Source organism: Achromobacter ruhlandii, assembly GCF_002082135.1.
In the GTDB taxonomy this organism is placed as follows: Bacteria; Pseudomonadota; Gammaproteobacteria; order Burkholderiales; family Burkholderiaceae_B; genus Achromobacter; species Achromobacter ruhlandii.
Genome location: NZ_CP017433.1, coordinates 3,381,290 through 3,382,579, shown reverse-complemented (window position 1 = coordinate 3,382,579; position 1,290 = coordinate 3,381,290). Strand labels below are relative to the sequence as shown.

Here is a 1,290-nt window from a genome sequence, read left to right as displayed (position 1 = left end):
CCCCGCCACGCGCGCGGCGCGACGGCGCGGCCGCGCGCGCCGTGCTGGGCCTGGGCGGCCTGGCGGCGCTGTTGGGGCTGTGGTGGCTGGGCACCGAGGTGCTGGCGCCGGCCGGCGGCATGGCGCGGCGCTTTGCGCCTGGCGCCACCTTCGCCAGCCTGTGGCAGTTGCTGACCGGCTCCGACCTGCCGCTGCACGTGCTGGTCAGCCTGCGCCGCGTGGCCGTGGGACTGGGGCTGGCGCTGGCCATCGGCGTGCCGCTGGGCCTGGCCATCGGCAGCTACCGGCGCTTGGAGGCGGCGTTGTCGCCGGCCATGCAGTTCCTGCGCATGATCTCGCCGCTGTCATGGATGCCGATCGCGGTGATGGTGTTCGGCGTGGGCGACGACCCGGTGTATTTCCTGCTGGCGTTTGCCGCGGTCTGGCCCATCGTGCTGAACACCGCCGCCGGCGTGCAGCAACTGGACGCGCGCTGGCTGCAACTGGCGCAGAGCATGGCCGCGACCCGCTGGGAGACGCTGCGCCATGTGATCCTGCCGGGGGTGCTGGGCCATATCCTGACCGGGGTGCGGCTGGCCATCGGCATCCTGTGGATCGTGCTGGTGCCCTGTGAAATGCTGGGCGTGTCGGCGGGGATGGGCTACTTCATCCTGGATACGCGCGACCGGCTGGCCTATTCGGAGCTGATGGCCATGGTCTTGCTGATCGGCGCGCTCGGCTTCGCGCTGGACGCCGCGGCGCGGGCGCTCTACCGCTATTGGCGCGGCTAGGGCGTGGCATCCCGGCTCGCCGCCGTGCCCTGGGGCCGGGCGCGGCGGCCGTCGGCCGGGCAGATCACGGTGCGCAGCGAGCGCTGCACGGGATCGCGCACCACCGGCGCGTTCGTCATGCCGGCCACGGGCAGCGATTCCACCAGGCTGCCGGTGGCATTGGGACCGGCAAAATGCTGGGTCTCTGTGACGGTGTAGGTATTGTTGCTGCAATTCATGATCACGGCCTGCGTCACCGAGCCGTAGGGCTGGCCGTTGGTCTCCGAAACCCGGGGTTGCGCATAGAACCAGGCCACCGTCGCCAGCATCACCACCGGCCGTTCGGACAATTGCGTGATCGAGGCGCCGTCGTAGAACACGCCCGGCATGCTCTGCGGCGCCAGCGGCTGCCAGTCCGAGCCGTTGGCGGACGCGGGCGCGGCGTCTTCGGCCTGGTGTGGCGGGCCGCCGACGTCGCACGGCCGCGCGTTGCCGTCGCGCTCCGTCAGCGGCGCGCAGCCGCCGGCCGCCGTGACGGCCG

At 72.2% G+C, this 1,290-nt stretch carries 2 protein-coding genes; one reads left to right on the top strand and one right to left on the bottom strand.

Features of this window, described 5'->3' with window-relative positions:
- Nucleotides 1–41: 41 nt before the first annotated feature.
- Nucleotides 42–770, top strand: coding sequence for an ABC transporter permease (locus AruCF_RS15200; RefSeq protein ID WP_083037075.1), 729 nt, complete (start codon nt 42–44; stop codon nt 768–770).
- On the opposite strand, the gene AruCF_RS15195 is transcribed toward AruCF_RS15200, so the two are convergent.
- Nucleotides 767–1,290 (bottom strand): surface-adhesin E family protein (locus tag AruCF_RS15195; RefSeq protein WP_167385884.1); only part of this gene is annotated, 524 nt, incomplete at its 5' end. The genes AruCF_RS15200 and AruCF_RS15195 overlap by 4 nt on opposite strands.